This window comes from cyanobacterium endosymbiont of Epithemia turgida isolate EtSB Lake Yunoko, assembly GCF_000829235.1.
In the GTDB taxonomy this organism is placed as follows: Bacteria; Cyanobacteriota; Cyanobacteriia; order Cyanobacteriales; family Microcystaceae; genus Rippkaea.
In genome coordinates this window covers 33,029-55,161 of sequence record NZ_AP012549.1, presented here as the reverse complement: position 1 = coordinate 55,161, position 22,133 = coordinate 33,029, and the positions used below count along the sequence as shown (strand labels likewise).

Annotated in this window: 13 protein-coding genes and 1 tRNA gene; 7 read left to right on the top strand and 7 right to left on the bottom strand. The window is 36.6% G+C overall.

Features of this window, described 5'->3' with window-relative positions; all coding sequences use genetic code 11:
- Nucleotides 1–29: 29 nt before the first annotated feature.
- Nucleotides 30–377 (top strand): hypothetical protein, encoded by a 348-nt coding sequence (locus ETSB_RS00140; RefSeq protein ID WP_044105509.1) that lies wholly within the window; start codon nt 30–32, stop codon nt 375–377.
- 91 nt (nt 378–468) lie between these two features.
- On the opposite strand, the gene ETSB_RS00135 is transcribed toward ETSB_RS00140, so the two are convergent.
- From ETSB_RS00135 to ETSB_RS00125, 3 genes are all read right to left on the bottom strand, one after another.
- Nucleotides 469–2,889 (bottom strand): heavy metal translocating P-type ATPase, encoded by a 2,421-nt coding sequence (locus tag ETSB_RS00135; RefSeq protein WP_044105505.1) that lies wholly within the window; start codon nt 2,887–2,889, stop codon nt 469–471.
- A gap of 1,227 nt (nt 2,890–4,116) precedes the next feature.
- Nucleotides 4,117–5,298 (bottom strand): DNA polymerase III subunit beta, encoded by a 1,182-nt coding sequence (gene dnaN / locus ETSB_RS00130; RefSeq protein WP_044105502.1) that lies wholly within the window; start codon nt 5,296–5,298, stop codon nt 4,117–4,119.
- Nucleotides 5,299–5,694: 396 nt separating this feature from the next.
- Nucleotides 5,695–6,129 carry a DUF2996 domain-containing protein gene (locus ETSB_RS00125; protein ID WP_044105499.1) on the bottom strand — a complete coding sequence of 145 codons (435 nt, stop codon included), beginning with the start codon at nt 6,127–6,129 and terminating at the stop codon, nt 5,695–5,697.
- A gap of 251 nt (nt 6,130–6,380) precedes the next feature.
- Between ETSB_RS00125 and ETSB_RS00120 the strand changes: the two genes are divergently transcribed.
- Nucleotides 6,381–8,312: a hypothetical protein gene (locus tag ETSB_RS00120; protein ID WP_044105497.1), complete on the top strand. Its 1,932-nt coding sequence runs from the start codon at nt 6,381–6,383 to the stop codon at nt 8,310–8,312.
- 1,066 nt (nt 8,313–9,378) lie between these two features.
- Here the strand turns inward: ETSB_RS00120 and ETSB_RS00115 are convergent.
- From ETSB_RS00115 to ETSB_RS00105, 3 genes are all read right to left on the bottom strand, one after another.
- Complete coding sequence (locus ETSB_RS00115) at nt 9,379–10,038, bottom strand: HAD family hydrolase (RefSeq protein ID WP_044105494.1); 660 nt, start codon at nt 10,036–10,038, stop codon at nt 9,379–9,381.
- Between the two features lie 1,167 nt (nt 10,039–11,205).
- Entirely contained in the window at nt 11,206–12,834 is a 1,629-nt protein-coding gene (locus ETSB_RS00110; RefSeq protein WP_052470597.1) for an alpha-amylase family glycosyl hydrolase, read from the bottom strand.
- 809 nt (nt 12,835–13,643) lie between these two features.
- Nucleotides 13,644–14,183 (bottom strand): ComEA family DNA-binding protein, encoded by a 540-nt coding sequence (locus ETSB_RS00105; protein WP_044105491.1) that lies wholly within the window; start codon nt 14,181–14,183, stop codon nt 13,644–13,646.
- A gap of 298 nt (nt 14,184–14,481) precedes the next feature.
- Here ETSB_RS00105 and ETSB_RS00100 point away from each other — a divergent pair, with 298 nt between their 5' ends.
- The 3 genes from ETSB_RS00100 to ETSB_RS00090 all read left to right on the top strand — a co-directional run bounded on the left by ETSB_RS00100 (nt 14,482) and on the right by ETSB_RS00090 (nt 17,725).
- Entirely contained in the window at nt 14,482–15,915 is a 1,434-nt protein-coding gene (locus tag ETSB_RS00100) for an LCP family protein (RefSeq protein WP_044105488.1), read from the top strand.
- A gap of 81 nt (nt 15,916–15,996) precedes the next feature.
- Nucleotides 15,997–16,077: transfer RNA gene (locus ETSB_RS00095), tRNA-Leu, on the top strand.
- 196 nt (nt 16,078–16,273) lie between these two features.
- Nucleotides 16,274–17,725, top strand: a complete 1,452-nt coding sequence (locus tag ETSB_RS00090; protein WP_044105486.1) for a protein kinase domain-containing protein — start codon at nt 16,274–16,276, stop codon at nt 17,723–17,725.
- A 1,300-nt stretch (nt 17,726–19,025) separates the two neighbouring features.
- On the opposite strand, the gene lipB is transcribed toward ETSB_RS00090, so the two are convergent.
- Entirely contained in the window at nt 19,026–19,748 is a 723-nt protein-coding gene (lipB, locus tag ETSB_RS00085) for a lipoyl(octanoyl) transferase LipB (protein WP_044105484.1), read from the bottom strand.
- 543 nt (nt 19,749–20,291) lie between these two features.
- Here lipB and hpf point away from each other — a divergent pair.
- On the top strand, nt 20,292–20,891 hold the full coding sequence (gene hpf / locus ETSB_RS00080) for a ribosome hibernation-promoting factor, HPF/YfiA family (protein WP_044105481.1): 600 nt from the start codon (nt 20,292–20,294) through the stop codon (nt 20,889–20,891).
- Between the two features lie 926 nt (nt 20,892–21,817).
- The gene (locus ETSB_RS10410) at nt 21,818–21,952 is read left to right on the top strand and encodes a hypothetical protein (protein ID WP_269763969.1); all 135 of its coding nucleotides are present in this window, start codon (nt 21,818–21,820) and stop codon (nt 21,950–21,952) included.
- The last annotated feature ends 181 nt before the right edge of the window (nt 21,953–22,133 follow it).

Here is a 22,133-nt window from a genome sequence, read left to right as displayed (position 1 = left end):
ATCTATCTTTAATTAGGAATTTTAGATTTATGGCTCGATATACTTCTTCTTATCTGGTTAATTTACCTGTAGACCAACTTCCTGAAGCAATCGACAAAGTTTTGCAATTGTGTGGACTCGAATCAGTTTACAATGCAACGGATTATATAATGGCACGAGAAATTCCAGGTCAGGTAGTTTTCTCCAAATTAGTGACAGTGGAAATTCTTATTGATAGCACTAAAGCAAAGAGTGATGAGGTTCCTATTACTTGGGTGATCAAAAGTGATGAATTACCCTTACAAGTTACTAACCATTGTCAACAACGATTTGAACAGATTCAGGAAACAATCAGTCAACATGAACAATGGCATTTAATTGCCTCTGCTACAAGTTAATTATTATCAAGTATATCAAAAGCGTAAAAAATATGGGAAATTTCATCTGTCTGGGTGAGTCTGATGTTAATTTTGCCCGTAATCCAAGTCACTAGTCGGATTGAGTTGGAAACTGACGACGCAATAATAGGGAATTGGTGACTACGGTAATGGAACTACAAGCCATTAAACTTCCCGCTAAAGCCGGATTAACACTAACTCCCAGAGTTGGTAGTAGGATACCTGCGGCGATTGGAATAGCTAGGACATTATACCCTAAAGCCCAAAAGAGATTTTGACGGATTTTATTGAAAGTTGCTAAACTCAGGTCAATGGCTTGAACCACCGATAATAAATGTGTTCCCATTAAGACAATATCTGCTGTATCTAAAGCCACTTCTGTAGCTCCTTGTAAAGACACCCCTAAGTCTGCTTGAGCCAGTGCTGGGGCATCGTTAATGCCGTCTCCAACCATAGCAACTTTCTTGAATCGAGGGTGAGAGGCTAAAAGAAAAGATATTTGAGCTTTGGTCTTCTGTTGTTGAAGAAAGTGAATTATAGTAGCTTTTTCAGTAGGTCGAACTTGAGCAAACACTTGATTAATGCCCAGTTGTTGGGCGATGGACTCGGCAACAATTTGGCGGTCTCCTGTTAGCAAAATAACTTCTAGTCCCTTTTCTTGAAGACGGGTTATGGTTTCTTTTGCATCAGGACGCAAGGTATCTTCGAGTACGATAACTCCCTGGACTTCCTTCTCAAGTACTACATAAACTAGGGTTTTGTCTTCTTTGATTAAGGCTCGTTCCTCGTTTAAGGTAATACCCTGTTCTTTCAACCAGTCTTTGTGTCCTAAGAAAACCGATTTCCCTTCAACTATTGCACTTACCCCTAGTCCTGCTTGAGTTTGGAAATGTTCAGCCTTCAGGAAAGACAATTTCTGACGTTGAGCTTCTTCTAAAATAGCAATCGCTAGGGGATGATTCGTGCCACTTTCAATCGTTGCAGCCAGTTGTAACAATCTTTGAGGGCTAATTGGGGCTAGGGGGATACAGTCGGTTACCTTCGGACATCCTAAAGTTAAAGTTCCTGTTTTATCAAAAACAATAGTATCAAGTTTATGCACTTTTTCTAAGACATCTCCTCCTTTGATCAATAGCCCCCGTTCTGCTCCGATCCCTGTTCCTACTAAAATAGCGGTAGGAGTCGCTAACCCCAAAGCACAGGGGCAAGCTACTACTAAAACAGCGATCGCCAACTTTACACTTAATAATATAGGAGAAGAGGAAAGAGGAGATGAAAAGAGGGCAACTTCTGCCTTTTTAACTCCTATTGAGTGGCTGTGACTGGTCATTTCCAAGACCTGAGGATAGATTTTTGTTCCGACCACTAACCAAAATACTAAAGTCAGTAAGGCCAGTACCATCACCCCATAGGCAAAATAGCCAGCAACTGTATCAGCAAATTTTTGAATGGGAGCTTTACGAGTTTGGGCATCTTCAACAGAGGTAATAATCTGGGCTAAAGTTGTATCGTTTCCGACATGGGTTGTTTTAATGGTGATTGCTCCTGACTGGTTAAGGGTTCCAGCAATCACCCTATCTTTAGCTTGTTTAGGAACCAGTACTGACTCCCCTGTTACTAAAGATTCATTTATAAGGGTTTCTCCTGTGACTACTTCTCCATCAACAGGAATCTTTTCCCCTGGAAGAACCCGTATCCATTCTCCCATCTGTACTTGTTCAACAGGAATTTCGATGCTAGAAGTATCTTCTGTAAAGGGATCACCGATTAAACGGGCGACAGACGGTTGTAAAGCAATTAAAGCTTCTAGGGCATCGGAGGCACGGTTTCTTGCCTGTCCTTCTAAGGTGCGTCCTAATAAAATAAACCCCAACAGCATGACAGGCTCATCAAAGAAACATTCCCACCCCAAATGGGGAAATAACAAGGCGATTAAACTTGCAACATAGGCACTTACAGTTCCTAAGCCCACTAAGGTATTCATATTGGCCATCCCGTGACGTAATCCCCGCCAACCATCGATAATAATTTCTCGTCCAGGAATTGATAAGGCTACAGTAGCCAGCCCCCCATGGAACCATATATTACTTATCACGGGAATTGTAAAATTTTCTAAATGTTGTAAGTGTCCTAACCCTGAAAATCCCAATAATATAGCAGCAGTAGTTAGTTTCCATTGATATTGTAGCTTCTGTTGTTCCTTACGTTTAGCCGCATTCGAATGGGTTAGACTTAAGATCTGGTTTGACGAATTCCTTAAATTAGCGGGAAAACCAACCCTAGTCAATTTATCAGCTAGAGCTTGGGGTTGAACTTCCCCCAATTCATATTCAACAACGGCAACTTCAGTAATTAGGTTAACACAAGCAGATATAACCCCAGACTGTTGACTTAACTGCCTTTCTACTGCCTTGACGCATCCGGCACACTTCATCTCGTGTACGTCTAAAACAACGGTTTCTGTCTTAAGTTGGGAAGGAGTTTCTTCAGTTTTGGGGGACAATTGCACCATGTTATTTAATTTTATTAGATAGGATTGAGATTAATTACAAAGTTAGACTCAGATCTAAATTTTAGTCAGCCTTAGAAGGATAGTGCATCTTGGAGTGAGCATTTTAACATCATCTTCAACATTCGTCAGGTGTTTTATACAATATCGTCAACTACCTCGATTTCAGAGGTAGCCAATAAAGATTTGCATCTAGACTCAACCTTAACTCTAAGAATTTTTTCAAGTCCTTCAACTATTTCATAAGCCTCGGCTTCAAAGTTTGATAACGGCGGTTTTCCATTATGTTGAAAGCGGGCAAAACGTTTTTAAGTCAATTGTAGTTTTGTTAATAGTCTCTTTAGACTTTAGGAAGTAACGACAAGCACACAATTATTCTCTCACTGCGGAGGAAAACTCACTTTAATTGGGACAGAACGAACAATGGCTAGAACAAGATGACGATGGATACTATTCTGCAAGAACTTAGCAATCGCTTACAAGCAAAAATAGGTGTTTCGTCGGTACATCCGGTTTTGTTGCCACTTTTCTTGATGGAGGATAAGCAGAAGCTTTTATAAATGCAATGCAACGAGGTTAACCATCACCTAGAATAGTCATCGTCAACAATAAAGAAAAGATTCAGACTACCTTTCTACATTAATCTTAATAAGTTTTTCAGATAAATTAAGTAATAAGCAGTCAATCAAATAAAAAGGTTAATAAAGATGAAACAACTTCCTATAATTTCTTCTTTATAAGTCTGTAAAAACAGCACAGCAACATCAATATCCAGAGCATAAGCTCCACAAAACAATTATAGCTGACCAGATTTAAGAAGTGCTTTTCTGCAATTGGGAAAAACCCTGTAATGAATTTTCCCAATTACCGCTTCGATATTTTTACCTGCCAAAAGTAACCACAATGGTCATAACTTTACCTTTTTTCAAATGAGAATGGCATCTTTTTCTATAAACAATACGCTCGATTGAGAAACGGTATGACTATTTAGTCATTCATAAATATTGTTTGTTTAAGCTCACTATTTGTTACAATTTAACTCTAGAAGTTTTAACTTATTATACAAATTCTGATTAATTTCATTCAACTAGACAGGGTTAATACTAAGCTTAGCCTCATATTTTTTTTGTACCAGAGAAAAAGGCTTCGGAGTGGAGAGTTTCCAAGAAAAAAATACATAAGTAAACTTTTATAATCATAATTGGATTTGATATTAGCATAGTTAACAGCTTATCGTACAATCTGTACAGGCATCACTAGATAGGTCATTTTTATTCCCCCTAAAGGAGTTAAGATTACGGGTTGATTATCTGCATTTAATTGCATCTGAAATTCCTTAGTCGGTAACGCCTTAAGTCCATCCATTAGATATTTAACGTTAAAAGCAATATCGCCGCTCTCTCCGGTAATTTTAGCCGCTATAAATTCCTTAGCCTTGCCCAAGCCTTGCGCTTCTACCGATAACGATATTTGCCCTTTTTCTTTATCAATCGTACATTTCACTAAGTTATTTCTTTGATCGGCCAACACAGCTACCCGTTCAAGACTACTTATAAATTGCTTTCGATCTAGACTCACTGTCCGTGCAAATTGAAGGGGGATTAGTTGCTCATAGGAGGGGTATGTTCCATCTAATTTACGACTGGTAAGTCGTTGTTCTCCCAATTCAAACACTATCTGAGCATTATCCACATATAAGGCTACTGTATCTGTACTCTGACTATTAGCAAACATCCGCTCTAATTCCCTTAAAGCCCTAGCAGGAATAGTGACCGCAAATCCTGCAAAATCTCCTTCAGGCATTCCTTTTGCCTCTTCTTCTCCATCTGGTTCAGTTTGTAGAGGGGTTTTCACTACCGCTAAACGGTGTCCATCAGTGGCAGCAAATTCCAACCCATCAAGAGTTCCGGCAACATGAACTCCTGTTAAAACTTGTTTAGTTTCATCATTACTGGCAGCAAATAAAGATCCTTTTAACCCTTCGGCTAAAATAGCGATAGGTAATTTGAGGGTGTCTCCTCTTTCTACTGTAGGAAGTTTAGGAAATTCTTCAGCACTCATAGCTTGTAGTTGAAACTGTCCTGATGCAGATTTGAGGATAATTAACTGGTTGTCGTTTTCTAGAGCATCTTTGTTAGTGATAAGGCTAATTTCTCCTTCTGGAAGTCGTGAAACAAGGTCATTGAGGAGTTTAGCTGGCAGGGTAATTTTTCCTCCTTGGTTAACATCAGCACTAAAGCTGGTTTCAATGCCTAAACTGAGATCGAAAGCGGTAAGGCTAACTCGTCCTTTTTCGGCATCCACCACTACTAATACATTGCCTAACACAGGGTGAGTGGGACGGGATGGAACAGCACGACTGACTAGAGAAAGATTACTGTTAAGTTCGCCTTGACTGCAAACAAATTCCATGGGGTAATAGCTCCACAATAAAACTAATTTCTTTCGAGAAACTGTCTGTCAAAAAACATTTTGTCGTTATTTGATATAGTTAATACTTCAATGATATCTGAACTTTGGTCGAAGGCAGTATTAAGTAAGGCATCTGACATTGCCAAAAGCTTTACCTTTTACATACATAGGCGGTGGTGATATAACTCTTACATATTTGCCCACTATTAAGTGCCTTTAGGCTTAGATTGATAAGCTACAAAATCATAAAGCAATTTATCTATGATTAATGGATCGGCTTAATGTTAACATAATCCCTCATCATCAATAAATAAGACCTAAGGGCATAAACATTGTATGCCCTTAGATTTCGTTAAAACTTGCCTCTAACAATTTACACGTTAAAGAGGATTAAAATTAATTACGAGTGAGCCACTTTTGTCCATTTAGGCGTTGTAACGTATACAACACCATTAAATCTAAAGTCACTTTTCGTTCATCAATCATAAACGATTCAATCGTACTTGGAGGAAGTCCATTAATCCCATAGGAAAAAGCTTTGGAGCCGTTAATATCTTCCTCTAGAAAGTATAAGGTAAACTGACGTTGACCTTTATTCCAAGTTCCAATAACTTGCCAATATGGCTCATTAGTATCAACACCAGAAATAGCCGATTTTTCCTGAGAAAAAGATAATTTAACATCACTTAGTCCAGTTTCGGTCAATTTTTTGTGCAAAGTTGGGGTGAAATGCTGCTCCATAAATTCAGTAAAAGGTTTATCTTCAAGAGCAGGGGGTTTTGCCTTTTTTTTAGCTGTCAGTTTAGCGTTAGGAGTAGTTTCTTCTGCCATAATCAAAGTGATTGGGTAAACCTGTAATCGCAATACAACAAATACTCAAAAGTCTAGTATCTTTTGAAAGATACGTCAGGTCTTAATCTATAACAAATCATCCCTTAAAGACTACTAAGTTTTGACAGAGACTCGGAATTTCTCAAGATTATTCGGTTATGATTTGCCACTTCAGAAAAATTTAGGGATAATGACCAACGAAACCTTTGTGGGTGATGAGAAAACATCAAGGTATTATGGTCTCTTGAGTTATGAATCAATCTACTAAATCGCTGATCGCAGTCAAAGAATTTCCCGATAAAAAGAAAGTTATTTTGAACTTGGGTAAATTACCTTGGCAACTATGGGTAATTGCCCTTATTTTTGCATCGGGAATGGTAGGATTTGCTGCCACTTCTATGTTACTTAAATTGCCAAAATCTCCCCAATGTACTAGAATTTTCTGGCCGATTGCCTCAGCTTCGATGCGGATCTATTGCGCTCAACTTGAAGCAGCTCAAGGAACCGTAGACAGTTTACTCAAAGCAATTAATCTAGTAGAAGCCTTACCCTCAGATCATTCCCTACGAAGTGAAATCAACAAGAGTGTAGAGGAATGGGCGATCGCTATTCTCGATATCGCTGAAGAAAAATTTCAAAGTGGACAACTTCAAGAGGCTATCACTATCGCTCATAGAGTTCCTAATCACGTTCAAGTTTATAGTGTGGTTGAAAAAAGAATCAAAAAATGGCGATCACTGTGGCAAAAAGGAGAAGAGATTTTCGCCGAAGTTGAAGAAAAGCTACGAAAATCAGAATGGAATAAAGCCTTTCGTTCAGCAGTTAAACTGCTGAGTCTACCAAACAAATATTGGGCAACAACGGAATACGATGCAACTGTTAAACAAATTCAATTAGCCCAAGAAGAAAGCAAGAGACTTAGTAAAGCCTATCGGATATTCCGTCGAGGAGGAGTCGATAATTGGCTGGCGGCGATTGCTGATGCCCAAAAAATTTCTAACGATAGTTACGCCTACAGAGAAGCCCAAAACTTAATTGAGAATGCTAAAAACAAGCTAGTCAATCATATTGAAGGGTTATTAGAAGCTCGTCGTTGGCAACCCCTCCTCAATGTGGTTGATCGCCTCCCCCAGAGCCTTTTACTAACAGAAGAGATTGATGACTGGAAAGCTTTGTCCAATGCAGGTATGGAAACAAAAATAGGCACGGTAGAAAGCCTAGAAATGGCCATTGCTTCAGCCCAAGTAATTAACTCGGAGCGTCCTCTATACCACAAAGCTCAAGATCTAATTAATCGTTGGCAGCTCGAAATCGAGGATGTTACCCGTCTTAAAGAAGCTCAAAACTTAGCACGTGGGGGAACTATTAACGATTTAAATGCCGCCATTGCCTATGCCGAATTAATTCCTTCGGGCAACCCTCGCTACCAAGAAGTACGTCAAAAAATTCAAACCTGGATCCTGGAGGTTCAACGAGTTGAAGATCAACCAATTTTAGATAAAGCTCAAGATATAGCTCGTGAGGGAACTGTTGTGGCTTTTAAAAAAGCGATCACTGAAGCTAGTCTTATTACTTTTAACCGCACTCTTTATGATGAAGCACAAAGAAATATTCATCAGTGGCGTGCGAGTATTCAACGGCAAGAGGATCAACCGATTCTTGATCAAGCTATTTTTTTAGGAAATTCCAAAAATTATAATGGTGCAATTCAGGCTGCTAGACGAATTGGCCCAGGTCGAGTTCTCTTTCGAGAAGCCCAAAATAAAATCCGTCAGTGGCAACAAGAAATTAAAGCTCAAAAAGATCTTCAAGAAGCTTATCTTATAGCCCAAGGAGGAACATCCCAAGCCTTGGGATCAGCCATTGAGGTCATCCGTAAAATTCCCGGCTCTACGCAAGTTAGCAATCGAAGCCGACAAGCCCTCAACCGATGGAGTTATCAACTGTTGTCTATTGCCGAAGATAAGGCTCGCAAAAGTTTATTGCAAGAGGCCATTAATCTTGCCCAGATCATTCCAGCTGAGAGTACTTCCTATCATGGGGCTCAAACTCAAATCAGAGTTTGGCAAAAAGCACTTAACCTTCCTACTCCTTCTAATCCTCATACGTTGACAAAGCCTCCTAGCCTTTCTAAGTCTGCCGTTCCACTAACAAATGATCTCATTATCGAAACTAATCACTAAGAGTCTAAGCCCACTTACGGAAAAATAATCTATCTTTCCCTGCACTACCCCTAGGCTGTTCTAAGTGGTCAATTATAAATATTGAAATATGATACTTTTGATGCAAAGTCCTGTCTTTAATCTTACTGAAGTGTTTTGTAACTTGAATCATTCATTATTCATCAAAAATCCGAACAGTATTCTAAGCTTGTTCTCCGGTTAACAGCATTTATTCTTAAAAATTAATGATAAAAAAGCATTTTATAATCCGGTAAATTATCATTGTTTTATAAAACTTATGCTCCGGATAATGATTTTAATACGCTATTTTTTTTACAGACTTGCAAAGTATAAACTACAAAAAATACTTTGATAAGTCTACTTCAATAGGATTCTTTTATTAGCTTACGGTAGAGCATACCTAGTGAAGTTTTTAATAAGAACGCATCCTGTCCTTATTTGTAAAACAAGAAGGGCATAATTTTTCTAATTGTATGTGAGCAAAAAAAACCCTAAAATGCTTAAAATTTATTGTAGAACTTAAGCACCAACTGTCTTGAGAATGTGGTCAACTGTCCTCGTTGCTGATTAGACTCTAAGACTACTTATGATGATAAGGATAAGAAATATAAAGAAAAATAATATATCTTCTATTTTAGAGAGCAAACATTGACGAGTGATTTATTCACGAAGTACTAAGTCGTCTTTACATTTTCTCAAGACATAACTATAAACTGAACGATAAACACTCAATTTATAGTAAATTACCTCAAATTGTTGTCTATCTGATATTACTTTATGTTAACTATGTTAGAACGAACATCAGTTTAGTCTCCCCTAATACCTCTGTTAAGATAGATGAACCTGTACAAACTCTCAAGCTGTGCATAAGTTTTCTGTATATCGGTCTATTTATAGGTGGTATAAATCTTTAAATCCTGAGTCTATCTCAGGAATGTATTGGGCTGAATAGGTAATTAGCTTGTTAAAAAATTTACTGTAGAGAGTTTTCAGACTCAGAAATCAGAGAAAAAAAGAAATTAAAGATGGGGAGGAAGGGGAATTGTCCGACAGAGAAGATGGTGATTCAGATATTATCTAACACTCCAATGGTTTTTAATCGCGGATCACTAAAATCATGGATGATCAATTTAGCACCACATTCGGACAATACCTTGTCTGAATGAGTGGTAGAGATACCCACAGTAAAAATTCCTGCACCTACAGAAGAATAAATACCAGTCGGGGAATCTTCAAAAACAAGGGCTTCATCGGGGGCAATATTCAAACACCGTAAAGCCTCTTGGTAAGGATAAGGGTCTGGTTTAGCTTTGGGTAACTCTTCCCCTACGATAACCGTCTCCCAGAAGTCATGGAGTTTAAGAGCTTTTAACATAAAATCAGCATTAGAACGAGGGGCATTGGTAACAACCGCCGACTTTAGCTGACAATCCCTCAGCCAATCGAGTAGAGTAGACAATCCCATAAGCGGTCGCAACTGGTCTTGTGCTATTTCCCGAAAATAGGCTTCTTTATCATTACTTAATTGTTGAATTTCCTCCTCAGAAAGTTCTGATAGCCATTGACGTAAAAAATCCTGGTTATGTCGGCCATTAATATTTTGCTGATAAAAAGATAAGTCAATGTTTAGCCCATATTTCTGTAGCCAAGATTGCCATATCGAGAAGTGAATTGTGTCAGTATGGGCAATTGTTCCATCCAGATCAAAAAGGATTGCTTTAAGCATTGGTTAAGAAAAACGTGTGGACACTTCTACTTACCGGGAATTATAGCACTACGCAAAAACGTTATAACAGTTTTTAAATTAGAAAATTTGAGTATTTAAATAATTTGCTCGAACGGGAAAAATATGCCTATCGTAATCTATGGTTAGTTTTTAATCCACACAAAACTTAAATTTTTTTCTATTTATTTCTACTGTGATGATTAAACTGATAGAAAATCCACATTTTTGGGAGTCCTGACATCTTAGGAAAAATTAATTTAGTCTTCTTGTTCAGAACAGCTGACAAGACTGGATATGTAAGACAGTCAATATCAAGCATTAAATATACTAAAATTATGAATGATTTACATTTATCTAAACAATAGTCTCTAATTAAGGAAATCACCTTTTCAGTATCGTTTGATTACTTGTCTTAAATATAGTGGAATATTTTGGTAGTTTTGGAGACCCTTCTCTTGTAGTAGCAGGAGAAACACACACTTAATATAAATATTGCGCAAGATGAGTTTGATATCTATGTCAAAACCAATAATACAAATCAAAATTATGCCAAATATCTAAGTGGCAATCGCGGCAAAGTCTAATTGTGGACAACAGTTCCTTTTAAGCATTGGATTGTAGTTCCTCTAATCTATAATTCACAAGCAATAATACTTTCAAACATAGCCAAATGCAGGTTAAATTTCCTGTTTTAGAGGTATTTATCTGAGATGAACTTGACAATATGATTAAAAAATGTGGAGTGACAATATATTTAAGAATATAATGCTATTAGTTTCAGTTAACTAAGAAAAAGAAATAAACAGGTTACATCTTTTAACAAATCAAACCAATATTGAATACCCAGTTCATGAGTTCACAAATAATGGTAGCAACATTAAATAAACTGTCTATGAGATTTAAAAAAAGTTTTAAAAGAACGTTTATGAAGATTAGCTATCAAAAGTCTAAATAACGTTATCCCAAAACCGTCCATGTTAGATAGTAGCAACTGCAACCGCAGTCAACTATATTTTATGTTGAAATCGAGCTAAAAACCACTAAGACACAGACCAAAAAAACTTCTACATTGCAGTTAAGTCAAAGTACTTAGTGCCTAATGGTTTTAGGCTTTCAGCTGTCCTTCTATCATCCCAGCTAGATTTCAATTAAACGCAAGTTATTGATCTAAATAGGAACGACAATAATTGCTTCAAAAGGATTTAACGTTAAAGTTTCCTGAACAATTTTATCTTTTGATTGAATATGAGTGGATAAGAGAATTTTCCATGACGAATTTCTTTGATGGGGTAATTGTGCTAAAGAAAATTGAGTATGGTTATCCGACATATTAAGCGCGATTAAAGCATTTTGGTCCTTGTAAGACCTCATATATGCCAATACCATAATATCATTTCCTAACATAGTCAATTGACCCAGACTCAATGGTAGCAGATCTCGCCGTAATTTTAGTAGTTTTTTGTAATGATTCAAGACGGAATTAGGGTCATCCGTTTGTACAGCAACATTGCGCATTTGATAATCTGGATTAAGTTTATACCAAGGTTGACCAGTGGTAAATCCCGCTTGAGGTTGACTATTCCATGGCATCGGAGTGCGACAGCCATCACGACCTTTATAGTCTGGCCAACGAATTCGACCTCGTGGGTCTTGAACTTCTTCGATGGTTTCTGGAGGATAATCTCGAAGTCCTAATTCTTCTCCATAGTAAATAAACGGGATACCTCGTAGAGTTAGCAACAAAGTAGCTAACAATTTAGCCATTGCATCGGAATTTTCTTCTGTTGCATAGCGACTGGTTGCTCGTTCAAAGTCATGGTTACTTAAAACTAAAGTAGTTGGCAGATCTTCTAGAATTTGCTGAAACTCCATAATCATTTCTCGAAAATCGTGAGCATTTACTTGGGGAAGGGTACTTAAGAAAAAGTTAAAAGGCAATTGAATTTCATCATCTTTTTCTCCATAAAATCGCCTGATTTCATTAAAATTTGGAACCCAAACTTCTCCAATTAATAAAGGGTCATCTTGATGATTTGTTTTGAGATGATGACGTAGTTTTTTTAAAATTTTATGGTTGTCAGGATGATTGATAGTGTGAATAGGATCTTGATTGAATTGATAAATATTACGCAGGTAATCAGGAACCCTATCAAGGATAGGATTATCCAGTAATTGAGGATCTTCAAGCAAATAATTAATGGCGTCTAATCGCAGTCCTGCTACCCCTTTATTTAACCAAAAATCACAAATACTAAACATTTCTTCAACAACAGCTGAATTACGCCAGTTAAGATCAGGTTGTTCATGATAGTGAAAATGATAATAATATTGATTAGTTTTAGGATCAAAAGTCCATGTTGATCGCTCAAATCCTTCCCAATTATTAGGGGGACTGCCATCGGGTTTCCCGTCACACCAGATATACCAATCTCGTTTTGCAGAGGTGCAAGAACGACGAGATTCAATGAAAAAAGGGTGTTGATCTGAGGTATGGTTTAAAATAATGTCAACGACGATTTTCAGATTACGTTTATTGGCTTCTGAGATTAAGTCTTCAAAGACTGACATATTTCCATAGCGGCTATCAATATTTTTATGACCACTCACATCGTAACCAAAATCAACGTGAGGAGATTCATAAAATGGAGTAACCCAAATAGCATTAATTCCCAACTCTTGTAAATAATCTAAACGATTTACTAGTCCTCTTAAATCTCCAATTCCGTCTCCATTAGAGTCTTGAAAACTACGAAGACAAACTTGATAAAATACAGCTTCATTCCACCAACTTGACATATTTTGCTTCTCTTTCCTAAGATATAATAATTATATATTAATAGTGTCTCCGTATATTGTTGAGTAAAGAGTCACTAGAGAATACAAATCAATATCTTTTGGCTAGAGTAAGAACTTGGTATAGAAAAAATACACTGTAAGTAATCAATTATTTTTTTATACGAAGAATTCATTGATATCCTTATCCATAAAAACTGAAAGAAATAGCACAAAATTTTTGAAATATAGATGCGTTCTCAAGATACAGTAAGTTATGAATATAAGCTGAGTTTATATGTATTTTGAAAACTTTATCCACCCTATTCTCTATCTAAGTTAAGAGTAATTTAACTTTAAAATTTGGAGCTTTATTGATATTTTTGGTGAGTTACTTAGTGGCGATGGAAAACTGGAACCGAACATTCACTGTAAGCGTGAATAAACCAACTATTTTGTCAAAAATTCTACAACAGTTTACTCCTAAATCTCATAGAATGCCTCATCGATTCAACGGGGTTTCTGTTTTTAGGGGTAAAATTAACGACAACAGAATCTATGATTACACCAGTAAAACTGGTATAACTTCTGAGCGATATACAAATAAATGTAATTTTTTATACTGAGTATGATAGTCCAACCACGGAGGAAAATCAAACCTAACCACAGACTTAACTTGGGAATTGTCCTAAGTTTAAGTCCCCCTTCACAACAAATGGACTAAACAGGTTGTCACTATAGAGTTAGTCATTGCAAAACATCAGGGCATTCGTGGAATTTCCATACCGTTTTAACAAAGGTATCAATGAGAATTGAAAATTTAAACTTCAGCATCAGAATTGTAAATAGTGCATCAATTCGGAGATGATTGAGCCTGTTAGAGCTAATCTTCGTTGTAAATCAGCGAAGTTCTTGTAAAAACCGTTCTCGCGACGATTGTTGACCAGGTTTTGAGCAAGATTAGCATCAATAACAGGGATATCTTCAAGTTGTTCTAAGGTAGCGTAGTTGATACTGACCCGTTGAGACATTAATAAACTTTGGGGATCACGGTAGGAGAAAACAAGAATAGGAGCCAGGGGTTTAAGACTTTGTATTGGAATACTTAAAGCAGCAGCTATGTCTTCGATACAGAGTAATTCTACCCCCATTGAGACTAGCGCTACTAAGGTACGCCCTTGGTGAATGGAAAGTCCAGGCAATCTCAACCAATCATCTACACCTGCTTGATTAACATCAATTGTTACTCCTGATTCTGCTGCAATCGCAACTTCTTCGAGGGAACAGAACCGATAATAAGGATCATTGAGAATACGCTTACGGATAGCTTGTCGATTAAGATTGAGCTTTTTTGACCAACTAGAGAGTACCATAAATTAATCCAGAAAAGGTTGGAAAATTGTGCTGCTTTTAATTTCATTGATGATACCAAATTCCAACAATAATTCCCTAGCTTTCCTTTGTGTTCCCATATTTTATAGCCAACTTTGTCTAAAAAAATGACGATAAAATTCAAATGTAAATAGCCAATTTCTCTATCTTGTGGCATAATCTTGCGAATGGGATAACTACCTAAGTCCCAAGCAAGTTGTGGTGATCAACATGGTCAGGTAACATGCGCAAAGTAAAACCGAACTACAACGGACACATCGTTAAGATGTGAGGAGAATTGTGTCAGTCAACAAAACCTATCCGACAAGTCCTACCCCAAGTAAACCATTATCCTCAAAAAAGTCTAATGCGAAAAAGCAAAAGGGTAACTGGTTATTGATTGGATTAGGATTAACTGCAGTATCCCTAGTTTCTGCTATGGCTGGCGCTTTTCTTTCTATATCATTTTCTGCTACTCCTCTAAGGCAAAGTAGTCTGACTCCTGGACAAGAAAAAGTTTTTAATCAAGACAGCACTATTGCTTATAGAAATCTACGATTACCTGAATTAAGTCGTCCTATGAATCTCTTAGTATTGGGTACTAAAGTTTTAACCTCAGAAGTGAATGAAAAACCCGAAGAAAACTTAGGATATCATGCCTTAGTGAATTCTTTTAAAGGGCTATCGGATACAATGGTTTTATTGCGTTTTGATCCTAATCAAGATAAACTTAGATTTTTATCAATCCCTAGGGATACTCGAGCCAATATTGGTAGAGGGATTCGAAAAATCAATGAAGCCAATTATTATGGGGGAGCAGCTTTAGCTGCCGAAGCCGTTAGTACTCTTTTAGGAGGGGTTCCCATTGATCGTTATGTCAGGGTGAACATTCAGGGAGTAGAAAAAGTGATTGATGCTTTGGGGGGCGTTAATGTTTATGTCCCCCAAAATATGAAGTACACTGACCACAGTCAACATCTCTACATTGACCTTAAGCAAGGCAAACAACATCTAGATGGGGAAAGAGCGACTGCATTTTTACGCTTTCGTTATGATCGCTATGGAGATATAGGACGGGTACAACGACAACAAATGTTAATGCGGGCGGTGGTTGAACAAGCCCTTAGACCTCAGACAGTTCTAAAAATACCTGAAATTCTTTCAGTGATTGGGACTTATATTGATACTAATTTAACTGTTGAAGAGTTAGTTGCCTTAGCCGGATTTGCTGCTCAGACTAAACGATCTGATGTGGAAATGTTAATGGTTCCTGGAGGCTTTAGTGGCGATGGCAAACAGAAGATAAGCTATTGGATTCCTTCCCCTCATAAAATCAGGGAAATGGTTGTAGACTACTTCGATCATGGTAATTACCCAGACTTTGAGAACAAAAATCCCACTCGTTTGAGAATTGCGATTCAAGATAGTGTTGAAGACTCAAAGGCCGTGGAAGCTATGGTTAACTATTTACGAGAGAGGGGTTATGGTAGAGTTTTTGTGAGTGATGACTGGGGAGAACCCTTGGCAACTACTCGCATTGTCGCCCAGCAAGGAGATGATTTAGGGGCGGCTTCATTGAAAGCTATCCTAGGGGTAGGAGAAGTCTTAGTCGAAAGTACCGGAACCCTTTCCTCTGACATTACTATCGTATTGGGCCAAGATTGGCAACAACAGTATCCTAGTTTTGAAAGTCCTACTGCAGAGAACTTCTTACAAACTCAGCATAAAAATTAGTTCTTGTCTTTTTTGAAAAAGCATTATCTGGAGTATTGACTTTCTAAAAAGAAAATACTATGATGGTATACCCGAAGGCAAGCGGACGTGGCGGAATTGGTAGACGCGCTAGATTTAGGTTCTAGTGTCCTTGGCGTAAGAGTTCGAGTCTCTTCGTCCGCATTCAGTAAGATGATATAAGTTAATCTTATTTTAAGATATCATTGTTGTGGTAGAAACTCTGTCAAGGCATAGTCATAGATGAAAATTGTGCAAGTTTCTCAATCGGATGTGGCACCTTCTCAATAGTCTATCGATCCTCTTACAATAAGGTCTCATCCTATTGTTAGAGCAATAACATTATTGCCTTCATAACTAAATGACTATGCTGTTGAGCAATCGTTATCAAATCTTAGAAACTTTGGGTCAAGGTGGCTTTGGAGAAACTTTTTTAGCTATTGACACTCAGATGCCCTCAACTAGAAAATGCGTTATCAAACAGCTGAAACCTACATTACAACAATCTCAATCGATTCCACAGTGGTTACAAGAGCGATTTAAACTTGAAGCGGCTGTGTTAGAAAAATTGGGCGAGAATCATCCACAAATTCCCTGTCTGTATGCCTATTTTTCTGAAAATAATCATTTTTACTTAGTACAAGAATGGATTGAAGGAGAAACCCTTTCTCAAGTTCACCAAAGACGGGGAAATTTTTCGGTAACGGGAGTCACAGAACTTCTTAGCAACATCTTACCAATTCTCGATTACATTCATGCTCACCATATTATTCATCGGGATATCAAACCCGATAATATTATTATCCGAGCTATAGATGGTCAACCGGTCTTAATTGATTTTGGTATTGTTAAAGAAGCGGTGGCCACTATGATAAATAGCAACGGAAAAACCGCCTATTCTATCGCCTGGGGAACTCCTGGCTATATGCCATCTGAACAAGCAGCTGGTCGCCCAGTTTATTCAAGTGATCTCTATAGTCTAGGGTTAACTGCAGTCTTTCTACTCACTGGAAAAACTCCTCAGTATCTAGATATTGATCCTCACACAGGAGAAGTTCTCTGGGGTAAAGAAATTCCTGATCTTGATTCTGATCTAACTAGTATTATTAACCGCACTCTTTGCTTTCATCCGAAGGATCGCTTCCTCACAGCAAAAAAAATGTTGGCTTCCCTAAATATTTCATCGCCTACCGTTACTGCTGCGACTATAGCGGTTATGTCGAACCCTTCTTGTTTAAAACCCCAATTATACCCTTCTGCAAGCTCCTCAGAATGCGACAGGGAAACCCCTTGGGCTCTTCTAGTATTAGGCTCTTTTTTAGTCGTCAGTGCTATTTTTGGATCCTTGATCTTAGCATTTATTTTAACGACTAAAGAACGTTCTAGTCCTTCTTTATCTCCCTCAAACGTCCTAAAATCGATTGAATTACCGTTAAAAACTACTCCACCGTCTCAAATTAAACGTTTTTCTACACCAGAGCCAGAAGTTTCTACTACGCCAGAACCAGAAGTTTCTACTACGCCAGAACCAGAAGTTTCTACTACGCCAGAACCAGAAGTTTCTACTACGCCAGAACCAGAAGTTTCTACTACGCCAGAACCAGAAATTTCTACTACGCCAGAACCAGAAGTTTTTTCTACTGATGAATTGCCGTCTATTCCAGAACCTACAAAAATTGTTCCTATCCCCATTGAATCTCCTTCCCTAGGCACTTCTTCTCAGCGTAGTTCTTCCATTTCAGAACCTAAGTCCACTCCCACGGCACCCGACGGCATTATTATCGATATAGAGCCTGAACAGTCCCGACGCTGATGTAATGGTACAAGCGTGTAATATTATTTATTACGTGTTATATTATATTAGCTTTGAGGAGAAGTTACGGTCTTAATCTTTCCCTCAATAGGTCTATGGAGAACCGTTTTAACTTCACTAAATTTTTGAAATTTTTAAATAGTTGTCATTGGACTTAATATCTTTAAAGATGTTGGATTGAAGTGCCTACCATGTTTTTACTTAAATCGCGAATCTCTAGTATGTGTCTCAAAGAAGTAAAACAAGAAAGTCCCAGATCATCATAGGAATTATACTCTTCCGTCGTACGGGTAGGATGATATCAAAATTATCTAACTTAGCTTTAGCTGAATTCCACATAATCACAGATTAGTTTGGCTCTATAGTGTGTACATTTTTAGTTCTTTAACTCTACTAAATAATTGATAATAGACGCTTGAACTAAGTTTTTTACTTCTTATTCTACAGATTTACCAACTTCCCGAAATTCTATCCAGTCAGGAATATAGGCTCCATAATAGAACTTATGTTATTAATAGTCTTTCTTAGCCAACAGCCTAGTAAAATAGGTAAAGATGATTATCAGCACAACCAATAAAAACCATTAAGTGAATGCATGCTAAGCTCAATAGAATATATGTAACTAAAGCAAAGGACATATAGCCAGAATCTTAGTTGCTGGTGAACACCATAAAACAGAAGATTTTTTGCTCCAAACCGTAATGCTTTGCGAAGATAAAAAAAATTAAATTTTACACTACTTCTTCTCTGAATTAATCTTTTATAAGATAGCCTGAGCCAATAGCTGCAAAAGTGACAATATTAAATTAAGTATTGAGCATTGATCCGATGCTCAAGTATTTGTTGCTAATTCACGAAGGGCTCAGATGTTAAAAGTAATTCTCTTGGATTTTAATGAATGTATCATTAATAATAAAGGAATTTATAAATGGTTAATTAATAAGATTCTGTTAAGAGAATGATTCAGAATATCAACGTTTTTGTTTCGGGAAAAGTGACTATAATTTTCTTTTACCTGTTTTGTAAAATAGAGATAGCTTAGTTTCTACAGATTATTTAAAGAAAATAATCGATCAGAGAAGTAAAACCGCCAATATACGACAAGTATAAAATTTAAAAAATTCTCTATTTATCAATATTTAGAATACTTTTTGAAAAAATTAAGATGGAGGACCCCAAAATAGCATAGTTACTAGTTTTTTAATTGAGGTAAAGGTTATATAATTGGGCCATAAATTATATTTTATAATTTTAAATAGAAATATTAGTAAAGTAATTCCAACTAAACTTAATTAAACAACTAAAAAAAATAATTGAATAAGTTGTCTTTTGAAAAGCTATATTTACTTACTATTTCAACCTGAAAAACGTTAGCAAAAGCTAAAGCAACTTCTTGACGGATTTTTGATAATTTTATATTAGGAATAAGTTGCTCCAAACTTCCTAAAGGTTTATCTTCAATTCCACAAGGAATAATCTCTTTAAATCCTTTTAGGTCAGGGTAAACATTCAAGGAAAACCCGTGCATTGTAATCCAACGACTAACCTTAATCCCAATGGCTGCAACTTTATATCCTTCTACCCAAACTCCTGTTAAACCAGATATTCTTTCTCCTTTAATTCCATATTCTTGAAGCACTTGAATAATTACTTCTTCGAGTTGTCGCAAATACCAATGTAAATCTTGTTGGTAATGGCGTAAATTGAGAATGGGATATCCTACTAATTGACCTGGACAATGATAGGTAACTTCCCCTCCCCTTTCAATACGATGAACTTCATAAGAGGTCGTGGTAAGGTCAAATTTTAGGAAATCTAGACTAGATCCGGTTCCCAAAGTATAAACAGGAGGATGTTCAAGTAGTAAAAGGATATCCTCTAAAGTTGGGTCTTCTAGGCGTTCTTTAACTAGTGAACGCTGCGTCTTCCAGGCTAACTCATAGGGGATAATTCCTCCCTGGTAGACAACACATCGTCGTTGTTGTCCCTTATGGTTGAAAGTCAATCGAGAAGTTGGTCTCATCTCATGAAGATAATTTTAAGAAACATCAAGATGTGCTAAGGAAAATGACAAGAAGATAAAAAGCGATGCTAGAAACAATACAAACATGTTAGTCTAAGTACGTCTGATAGTTCTCTTTAAGTGGGAAATTGGGGAGAGAAAACCTAGATATGTTTTTTCTGTTCGACTCTTTTCCTTGATTGGTAAATACAGTCAAGAAATCTGGGAGTATCCTAAGTTTTTTTGACATTGAGCCTTAATAAAACACTAAAGTGAAACGAGAGATAAAATACAAATTGAAAAATAGACGGAAGTTGTTTTTCGACAAAACTATATCATTGCTCTGTCTTAGATCAAGCCGCAATAAAGAAGAGATAAATTACGATTAAGATATCTAAAAGAAGGTTAAAAAGCTAATGAAAAAATATAAAATATCTGATACGTTAGCTCAAACTAAACTAGTAGTATTTAAGATGCTAATTCATCTTTGTTTAGAAACAAGCAGCTAGTTTCTTGATTGCTGTTTGATGTGAATAAAGTTTAATGAACAATGGAGTATTAAATATGAAGCTTTTGATACAGGGTAATAATATCGACATTACCGATTCTATTAATAACTACGTACAAAAAAAGCTCCAAAAAGCAGTCAAACATTTTCAAACAATAACAACGAGAGTTGATGTACATTTATCGGTAGCTCACAATGCTCGGATTATTGATAAGCATAAAGCAGAAGTAACGGTTTATGCCAATGGCACTGTTATCAGGGCTCAAGAAGACAGCACAAATCTCTACGCTAGTATTGACTTAGTTTCTGATAGAATTGCTCGTCAACTTCGCAAATATAAAGAAAAACTAGATAAAAAGAAATCTTACAATCTGGTTAAAGCAGCAGAAATTGTTGAGGAACGTCCGGTAGAAGGGGACTTGATTGGTGATCGTACCCCAGAATTACCACCTGAAGTCATCCGTATGAAATATTTTGCTATGCCACCGATGACTATTGATGAAGCCTCACATCAATTGGAATTAGTAGACCATGATTTCTATATGTTCCTCAATAAAGAAACTAATGAAATCAATGTTGTTTATATTCGAAATCATGGTGGATATGGTGTAATTCAACCTCGTGGGACCAATAAAAATGGCAACACTTCTCATTAAATTTATAGTTAGCCAACTAGTTTCACTCAGTCCAACATCACAGGGAGGATTAAACTCCATTCCTCCTGTCTTTTCGCAGTTCTATTTTTTAAAAAAGTCAAAATAATTATTCTTAATCGTAGTATTTTGGCTGTTTTTTGCTATAAATACTGAGGTTCTAGGCTCGATTGAGCTAAATCTGGGATGAGGACGATACGTGAGCAAATGTGAGTGCTAAAATGATTAGGCTCTTCTGAGATTAAGGGTTAAACTTTGTTAGACTTGAGACGGCAAGCAAGTCAAAATTGAGCAAGGTTTTAGATTGAGTTCTCTCAAGAGTGGATCAGAAATATTGTAGTATGGTGGGGTTTATCGATAGACCTAACATCAGTAAAAATATAAGTAAAATCCAAAGAGACTTTAAAAATTATGGATAACTAATTTTCTTGTAAATTTTGATGGCGTCAAGTTTAAATAGGAGTTCTATTTTGATAGATTCAAAGTGAAGAAAGAAAAAAATGTTAGTTGCACCGAAAAATAGAGTCATACTCCACAGATATTTTTACTAAAATAATAAAAATTCACAATAAAACCCATCGAACAACTCAACAAAATAGCAGAATATTTTAAAGTCAGCCATAGTTTTGTCAATTTTATCCTTAGACGTTAGAAATCAACAAAAAGAATAGAACTATGCGCTCATAACCGATAAAAAACCTCTTTAATTGAGGAATAGTAACTTAGCGTTTTAGAATAATTTCTAGAAGAAGACAATAATGCTACTCCATAAAAACTAAGTACTCGCTTACACGACAAATAGGTGTCATAGTTAGTATTTTTATCATTCATGTTTTGTTTAGTCCAAAAACTTAACTTGCCCCTAAAAAATATACTTAATATCTTGAAACTTTACATATATAGGGTTTTATCTTTTAGATAGAAATATTTTGACGACACTTGAACAACTCAAACTTTCAGACCTAATTATGACCGACAAAACCAAAGTTAAGCTAGCCATGATTCGTCAGTGTATCAGAAAAATTAAAGGGAAACGAGCTTATGTAAAATATCCCAATAATTGAGGAAACAATATTACCTTAATTGGAGAGCTCGCTAAATTGAAGTTTTCACCCCTTTTATTTTTAAACGATGGATAAATTAAAGAAACGTCTTTCACTGATAAAATAGAAGTACTAATATTATTGTAGCTAGAAACTTGTATGGTCATGGATAATTTATCGGCTTATAGACTTATAAAGCACA

Coding starts and splice junctions, on each gene's coding strand:
- ETSB_RS00140 (WP_044105509.1), top strand. CDS start 30: ATGGCTCGATATACTTCTTCTTATCTGGTTAATTTACCTGTAGACCAA.
- ETSB_RS00135 (WP_044105505.1), bottom strand. CDS start 2,889: ATGGTGCAATTGTCCCCCAAAACTGAAGAAACTCCTTCCCAACTTAAG.
- dnaN (WP_044105502.1), bottom strand. CDS start 5,298: ATGGAATTTGTTTGCAGTCAAGGCGAACTTAACAGTAATCTTTCTCTA.
- ETSB_RS00125 (WP_044105499.1), bottom strand. CDS start 6,129: ATGGCAGAAGAAACTACTCCTAACGCTAAACTGACAGCTAAAAAAAAG.
- ETSB_RS00120 (WP_044105497.1), top strand. CDS start 6,381: ATGAATCAATCTACTAAATCGCTGATCGCAGTCAAAGAATTTCCCGAT.
- ETSB_RS00115 (WP_044105494.1), bottom strand. CDS start 10,038: ATGCTTAAAGCAATCCTTTTTGATCTGGATGGAACAATTGCCCATACT.
- ETSB_RS00110 (WP_052470597.1), bottom strand. CDS start 12,834: ATGTCAAGTTGGTGGAATGAAGCTGTATTTTATCAAGTTTGTCTTCGT.
- ETSB_RS00105 (WP_044105491.1), bottom strand. CDS start 14,183: ATGGTACTCTCTAGTTGGTCAAAAAAGCTCAATCTTAATCGACAAGCT.
- ETSB_RS00090 (WP_044105486.1), top strand. CDS start 16,274: ATGACTATGCTGTTGAGCAATCGTTATCAAATCTTAGAAACTTTGGGT.
- lipB (WP_044105484.1), bottom strand. CDS start 19,748: ATGAGACCAACTTCTCGATTGACTTTCAACCATAAGGGACAACAACGA.
- hpf (WP_044105481.1), top strand. CDS start 20,292: ATGAAGCTTTTGATACAGGGTAATAATATCGACATTACCGATTCTATT.